This is a genomic window from Legionella sp. 39-23 (genome assembly GCF_001897665.1).
GTDB classification, from domain to species: Bacteria; Pseudomonadota; Gammaproteobacteria; order Legionellales; family Legionellaceae; genus Legionella; species Legionella steelei.
Genome location: NZ_MKTO01000001.1, coordinates 23419 through 30729, shown reverse-complemented (window position 1 = coordinate 30729; position 7311 = coordinate 23419). Strand labels below are relative to the sequence as shown.

The following is a 7311-nucleotide window of genomic DNA, read 5'->3' as shown; positions in this document are numbered from 1 at the left end:
TAAAGAATGTTCAATTGTAAGTCTGTCTGCTTATTTTAATCAAGCAAATGCCGCCTCGTGGTAAGCAATCAGTCGTTCTGCTTACTTCCTGTTGCAAATCGACTATGGTTTGCAAGCTTATCCAAAAGCCAGGACATAACATGAGAGTAGCATCTTGGAATATGTCATGTCACATAAAGTATTGATAGAATTAATAAAAATCTTGTTACCCACTCATTTGATTTTCTAGGGCAATGAGTTTCTAGGCGGAGTAATGCTATCCCTTTTTTTAGTGGCATAAATCTTTGATATTTCTGCGCCAAGAAAGAAAATTTGTGCTGAATAATAAACCCATATTAGAAGGATTATTAAAGAACCTGCCGCACCAAATATCGAAGTGATATGAGCATGATTTACATAAAAACCAATGAATATTTTTCCCAAAATGAATAATAAAGAGGTACTTAAGGCACCTACCCATACATTATTCCATTTAAGATTGACATCAGGTAAGTGTTTAAACATCAGCGCAAAGAGTAGGGTGGCGATTATAAAAGAAATAAAGTAACTCACGACCAATTCAAAGAAAATATCAACGCCTATGAAATAATGAATGTGGCTACTTAAGGCAGCAAGCAAGGTCGTTATGATCAAGGAAATCAATAATAACAAGGCTGCAGTCAAAACCATAGCAAAGGATAAAAGTCTGCTTCTAATGACCGTAAATCGCTTCTTGCTGAGATGCGGCTGAACCCCCCAAATAATATTTAACCCGGCTTGAATTTCACTAAAAACACCTGTGGCACTAAACAACAAAATGAGAATGCTAATGATTTGCACATTTAAGGAGTTTGTTGGGAGCGTTGCATTTTTAATAACTTCTTGAATTTCTGTGGAGACTTGCTCCCCTGCGACAATACTTATTTGAGTTAATATTTGACTCCGAGCGGCGTCTTCTCCAAATAAAGAGCCTACTATCGTGATACAAATTAATAAAATTGGCGCAAGTGAAAATAGGGTGTAGTAGGCAAGGGCTGCCGCAAGACTCGCCACTCTATCATCTCGCCAATTACGATAGACTTCCGCTACCCACTTTAATACTTTGATCATGATAAAAGATACTCAAGAATGTTTAATTCATCAAACATGAACATCGCCATATGACAACTCGCCGACATATTTGGGAGAATACAGGCAAATATAGGTAAGCCATCCAAAAAATAGAGCAACACTTGTAATCACCACCCATCCAGGAATTGAGCCCAATGCAGCATCTTTCACGATCTGGCCGAAAGACATACCCATTTCCTGATGTGTGCCGACACTTTGCAGCTTGGGAGAAGATATCTTCAGAATCCATGCCATTAATAGAATAAGAAACATCCAGATATAGTTTCTGCGCAGTCGCCGCGACATTGCTTCGCGAAGGCTCATATGAAAGCGAGGCTCACGTAAGTCTTGTCCTAGAACTTCTGCCCAATGCTCCTCAATCGCTCTGGCTGCTGTGAACATCGGAGCGAAATAGTGGCGTTCGATAAGGCGCACGCGTCCTCTGTAGACATCAAAAAAGCGATATCTTCTTGATTCGATGAGAAGAAGCAGTAATACAAGTATCATCGCAAACAACAGTACCCCATGATGTGCAGACGCAGTTGAGAGCGACAGCGAAAGCATTGCGGCTGCTGCGGTAATTGCCCAGTTGGTGGTGCGATCGATTCGGTCTCGCCAGCCCGCCATCCGTGCGATCTCACCTCGATGATAATGAGCCAAGACGGTGATAAATTCGGCTGATGTTGTTGGCAGTGGAGGGTTTTGGAAACCAGTTAGGGATGTTTCACCCAATTGTTGTTTTTCGTATTCCATTGCTATCTCCAAGGCTCTGCACATGAGCCTATTGGTTAGTCCTTATTTTCAGTAAAGTCTGATACGCCCCATGCAAACAACACATCGATACTCGTTCAGTTGCTCAGATTGCTATGTGACATCATAAACAATATGAGTGGTGTAATCTACGCCCATCTTTTTAGAGAGCCAACATGAGTTCTATTGTGAACTATTCTTTATGTTATGACAAAACAGATATTGATTGTAATGTACATCGTGATCCTTATCGTTTTAATCGTAGGCATTGATATCTTATTCTTCAAGGATCGATTTTGGGCGCGGCTGCTGGCAAACACCGGCATCGTTTTTATTTGCGATTTCTAAAATAAAAGTCGCTAACGCGCATTGGCTAACATGTTGATTAAAGTATCAGAATAAGGATTGAGTACGAGTTGTTCCTTTTGCGCTTTAGACAGTTTTTTAATATAGCGTTCTACTCGCATGGCTATTGATTTATCCCCTTTTATCACCCAACTTTGAGCAATGGAGAGGGGCTTGAAGCTGCGTGTATATTTACTCCCTTTACCTGCAAGGTGCTCTTGAAACCGCTTTTCAAGATTGTCTGTATATCCTGTGTAATAGCTATGATTGTTGCATCGTAAAATATAAACCCAATAGGTTTTCTCAGACATGTTATCGAATAGAGTACTGGGATTTGACTTGGTTCAACTATAGCCCGTTCTACCTCACGAAGCAAACGTTAACACTTCTTGGCTGTTGTCCGTAAACGTATTCCTTGCTCTTCAATATCAATCAAACCGCGTTTATAAAGTTGTCCCAATGCGCTTTTAAAATTCTTTTTGCTCTCAGAAAATATCTGCTGAATTTCTGCAGGGGCGCTTTTGTCATGTAATGCTAAAAAACCACCAGATTGCTCCAATTTGGATACAATACGTTGTGCTAATTCATTAATGCTGCTTTGACCTATTTGTCTTAAAGCAATATCAATTTTGCCATCTTCGCGTACCTGCTTAATGTAGCCTTTTATTTTTTTGCCATAAATTAATGTTTGAAAAATATCACCAGCATGGATTAAACCCCAGTGACTGTTGTTGATAATTACTTTTCGTCCTAACGGTGTAGTATCTGCAATAAGTAGACTCACTTCCTCACCTGACTTAAAGTGCGCTTCTGTCTTATCCAAAAAATAATCGATTTTTGAGCTGGCAATAATACGCCCTTGATTATCTTGCTTTAAATAAACAAGATAAGATTTCCCCTTTTCCATAGGTCGGTGTTGTTCTGGTTTGGGGACTAATAAATCTTTGTCTAATCCCCAGTCAAGGAAAGCGCCTACAGGATTTACATCAATCACTTTTAAATAAGCACAGCTACCTAATTTGGCATGAGGACGCACTGTTGTCGCTATAATTTTGTCGTCAGAGTCAAAATAAACAAATACATCCAGCACATCACCAACTAAAGCGCCTTTAGGCACCGATTTATTGGGTAATAAAATGTCTCCCCATTCTCCTCCTTGAAGATATACCCCAAATGGAGCTTCCCGTACCATTTTTAATTTATTAAATTGTCCAACTTTTATCATGACCAAACTCGCTTTTCATATATTGGTCAAGCTTAACACAGAAAAACATAATGTGTTTATTATTTATTAATGGTGTAACAAAATCATGGTAGATCGAGTTAACTATCTACATTGTGCCAATCATTTTGAAATGCGCTTATCCCAGGGCAAATGACCCAAGTTCTTCGTGATCTCAAGGCTCAAAGCAAAGATTCATTTATTTTATCAGCTTGAGTTATTTGGGAGAGGGTATGCGATTTATATCTTTGGAGCTCACTTATTTGTTCAATCCAAGACCGCCCCAATAAGACTTCATCGGAATGGCTGCTATAATTAGATTGAGTTCACGGAGGAGAACAATATGCTTACGACTCATCTTACACCGATTATTTCAATAGTTGCGGGGGTTTTAATACTGCTTATGCCACGCTTATTGAATTATATTGTCGCTATTTATTTGATTGTTGCTGGGGTTGTCGGCTTAGGCGTTTTACATTTTTAATGCACACCTGCGTTGGAATGGCACGTGCAGGCAACTTAACTGTTTCCCCGCCAAATAATTTTTATAGGTAGAACATTTTTGTTGGCTCATCCTGTAACTGTTGCGTTTCTGTGAAGCCCTCTTTTTGCGGGGGCTTCATAATGGACTTATCCTGCCTTTTAAGAAAAGAATTATTTAAGAATGAACCCGTGATACCAGGCCGTGTGCATTTGGAACGTTGGCTCTGCGAACCACTGGCATTAGATTGCTGAGCCTGCTTAGAGCGATGCGTTGCGATGATATCCATGGCGACTTTATTATGATGCTTCTTTGCGATATCGAGTGCTGTTTCGTCGTCAAGGTTGGTCAGTGCTGCATTGGCTCCGGCCGCTAAAAGCAACTTAAAGAGTGTAGGATTTCTTTGGGTGTAGGATGATGCACAGGCTACCATTAAGGGCGTCATCGCTTCAGCGTTTTGTGCATCCACGTTAATACGCTTATCAGCAAGTAACGAGCGCACCATCGCTTCATTACCATATTTGCAGGCAACGCCAAGCGGGGTGTTCTCATCAGCATCACAAGGATGGTTGATGTCTATTTGGGGCGTATTTTTGAGTTGATTCATAATGGACGCTCGATTACATGCTGCCGCATAAAAAAGTGCATTCACTAATGCGGATTGACTGATTACAGGAGCGCTTTTGTGTAATCGTAGTATTTCGCGTACTGTATTTCTATCATCATTTTGCACTGCCAGCGCGAGCGGACCATAGCCACGACAATTGCTGATTTGCATGCCCTCTGGGGTGGCGGGGTATAAGTCATCGAGCGCTCGCAGCTGCTGTGCTAATTTTCGTTGCCCTGTTTTTGCAATGAACGAACAATGGAATACCAATTGTTTGCTGGTTTCAAAAAGGGATTGATACAGGACGGGAACAAGCTCCTCACTGGTTAACAATTGATAAGGATACTCTTCACTTTGTTCGTATAAGTGATTGATATCCATAAATAACCAGGTATTGTCTTTATGTTTTTTAAAGCCCACCGTGTGTTCTTCGCTGCTGCATACCACTGCAACCTGATTTTTAATGGCGAGGAGGTTATTCAGTTGATGCATAAATCCGCGCATCTCTTTAGGCGATGCCACGCTGATTGTTTTACCGAAGAGATTTTTAACAGTATTTTGGGCCTTACCGAGGTGCAACTGAATCATTTTATAGATAATATCGGTGTCAGACTGCTGAATCGTTTGTGCATAAATTTCGGAGTAATCGTCAGGAGATTGAGCCAGACAGATGGCTTCAAGAAAAGGCTTTATTTCATTGCGTTTTCGTTCTTTTGAGGACAGCGTCTGACTGGATTTTATTTTTTCGGTAATGGTTTGCAAGGAGGTGGGTAATGTTTCTTTTTCTTTTTTAATCAGATTTAGGCGATTGTAAAACTGATGTTCCACTCCAAGTGCTGCCTCCTGAGCCCAGGTTAACGTAAAGCCGTGGCATACCCCATCGTCGTGTTCGTAATTGAATTTATCAAAAAGGGTCAATAAATCTTCATGTTCTAAAGCATTACGTTTTGATGTAATGTCAGATAAAGTCGTAATGACTTGATTAAATGATATAAACTTACGCTGTAATACAACCAGTAGACTGATGAAGAGAAGCAAATAGAGGATGTATATCATAATACTCGCCTGTTAATTCCCTTTAGTAAAATCAAATCATAATCACTAAATGAAAGCAACCTAAACGAAATGACTTATCCTGGTGTTGCGTTTATTGCAACCCTCAGAAAAAGTATACGTGTTCACTTATGAGTAGCCGGAGAAGTTCTGAGGGAGCATAACCTGGGTTTCACTTCGTTGCATCCGGCTATATATGCTTTTATGAAGGTGCTGATGTCTAAGCTGATGCCAGCCTGAGCGATGGGCAAAATTGGCTGTTTTTATTTTTTATAATAAGTTCCATCGGCATAGACGTTATGGCCAAAACCACAATCAGCATCAGTCCCTTCTTGTTTTACAGACAACACTCCAGGTTTAACGAAGGTTATGGTAATGGTGCATTGACCATATTCAGATGACGAATATATGGCCGTATCGCCTTTAATGCTGGCAACTCCGGATAACTCACCGCTGTTAGCTTGTAGCTCGCCATTGACCACATAAGGGTAGACTAATTTAAAGGACACATTAATTTTTCCACCACCCAGTGCACGGACAGTCAGTTCATTGGCCATGTCATTATGCGGTGCCGGAAAGTGCATAAGGAAGGTACCATTCACTTCTTCTTTAGAGACGCTGTCTCGATGAGTGTCTGTAAAACCCAACGCTGAGTAGACGAGGAGTAGACTTAATACGGCGCTTTTCACAAGGCGATTGTTCATGATGTTGGCAATAAACTGGGTGTTTGTTCTCTAAAGCTATCATGAATGTTTGCCCAAAACCACCTCATTAAATTTTTAACTGACTCACATCGACTAAGGCAGATAAATCGATAAAATCTTTTGTCGTTTTGCCTAAATCAAATAAGGTTTTTCCAAGTGTTTTTGATAGTGGACTTGTGGCCATCATACTCAAAAATGGATTTTCAGCGGCAAAAAGGTTATCTGCTCGTTCAATAATGTCTAAAGTCGCTCTAAAAAACGCTTCAACTTCGTGTACACTTTTGCTTTGGCTAAGTGCCGCTAATTTTTTTTTATACTCCTCTATTAAGAGATTCTCTCGAGCACTTCGACCTGCAAATAAGCTAAAAACATTGTTGGATGCAGGTGTGGATTGCAAATAATTATGAAGGTGCTGCTCGAGAGTAGGTATGATTTTTTGCAGCAAGGGCTGCAGTGACAAAAAATACATTTGCTGCATTATTTGTGTAAAAGGCTCCTGTACATTGATTGCTTTGCGCCCCGATGTTTCAAAGTATGGCAGTCCCAGTTGCGCCACCAGTTCCTTGATTTTTTCTGTTTCTACTGAATGTGTATGACTCAAGTCGGACTTACAACCGATTAGAAATATTGGGATATCATGGTGCTGTTCCTTAATTTTTTTTATATGGCGTTCTATATTATAAAATGAGAGGGGGTTGGTGACATCGAAACAGACAAAAGCACCTTGTACGATAGAAAGATATGGTTTTAATAAAAAGTCTACCTTAGGATTACCACAGGCATCATATATACATAGCTTAATGCGGTGATTTAAAAAATTGAGTATGGCTTCTTTGAAATCAACGCCTAAACTTTCACAATAATAATCATCAGCGGGTTCGCCAACAAATTGTTGCACCAAAGTACTTTTCCCTACGCGACTATCCCCCAGAATAAGTATTTTAAAGTGCATATCATATTTATCTCCTTGTCCCATGGCAGATCTCCTATATCACTATGTAGAATCTTAAGTGAGGTGGCTCAAATAGAAGCAAACCCTAAGGTTTTTTGTATCTTAGCA

General features: G+C 40.1%; 8 protein-coding genes. 1 reads left to right on the top strand and 7 read right to left on the bottom strand.

Features of this window, described 5'->3' with window-relative positions; genetic code table 11:
• Positions 1-225 precede the first annotated feature (225 nt).
• From BGO44_RS00125 to BGO44_RS00110, 4 genes are all read right to left on the bottom strand, one after another.
• Positions 226-1089, bottom strand: coding sequence for a YihY/virulence factor BrkB family protein (locus BGO44_RS00125; RefSeq protein WP_273201489.1), 864 nt, complete (start codon positions 1087-1089; stop codon positions 226-228).
• 30 nt (positions 1090-1119) lie between these two features.
• On the bottom strand, positions 1120-1842 hold the full coding sequence (locus BGO44_RS00120) for a DUF2270 domain-containing protein (RefSeq protein ID WP_273201492.1): 723 nt from the start codon (positions 1840-1842) through the stop codon (positions 1120-1122).
• 356 nt (positions 1843-2198) lie between these two features.
• The gene (locus tag BGO44_RS00115) at positions 2199-2495 is read right to left on the bottom strand and encodes a GIY-YIG nuclease family protein (RefSeq protein WP_058511178.1); all 297 of its coding nucleotides are present in this window, start codon (positions 2493-2495) and stop codon (positions 2199-2201) included.
• Between the two features lie 68 nt (positions 2496-2563).
• Positions 2564-3409 carry a CvfB family protein gene (locus tag BGO44_RS00110; RefSeq protein ID WP_273201494.1) on the bottom strand — a complete coding sequence of 282 codons (846 nt, stop codon included), beginning with the start codon at positions 3407-3409 and terminating at the stop codon, positions 2564-2566.
• A gap of 340 nt (positions 3410-3749) precedes the next feature.
• On the opposite strand from BGO44_RS00110, the gene BGO44_RS00105 reads away from it, so the two are divergent.
• Positions 3750-3890 (top strand): DUF3096 domain-containing protein, encoded by a 141-nt coding sequence (locus BGO44_RS00105; protein WP_083503952.1) that lies wholly within the window; start codon positions 3750-3752, stop codon positions 3888-3890.
• Between the two features lie 61 nt (positions 3891-3951).
• Here the strand turns inward: BGO44_RS00105 and ankG are convergent, their stop codons facing one another.
• The 3 genes from ankG to BGO44_RS00090 form a co-directional block, all read right to left on the bottom strand.
• Positions 3952-5550, bottom strand: a complete 1599-nt coding sequence (ankG, locus tag BGO44_RS00100; RefSeq protein ID WP_273201497.1) for a Dot/Icm T4SS effector AnkG/AnkZ/LegA7 — start codon at positions 5548-5550, stop codon at positions 3952-3954.
• 260 nt (positions 5551-5810) lie between these two features.
• Complete coding sequence (locus tag BGO44_RS00095) at positions 5811-6251, bottom strand: hypothetical protein (protein ID WP_237760478.1); 441 nt, start codon at positions 6249-6251, stop codon at positions 5811-5813.
• A gap of 67 nt (positions 6252-6318) precedes the next feature.
• Positions 6319-7227 (bottom strand): Rab family GTPase, encoded by a 909-nt coding sequence (locus BGO44_RS00090; protein WP_058511175.1) that lies wholly within the window; start codon positions 7225-7227, stop codon positions 6319-6321.
• Positions 7228-7311 lie beyond the last annotated feature (84 nt).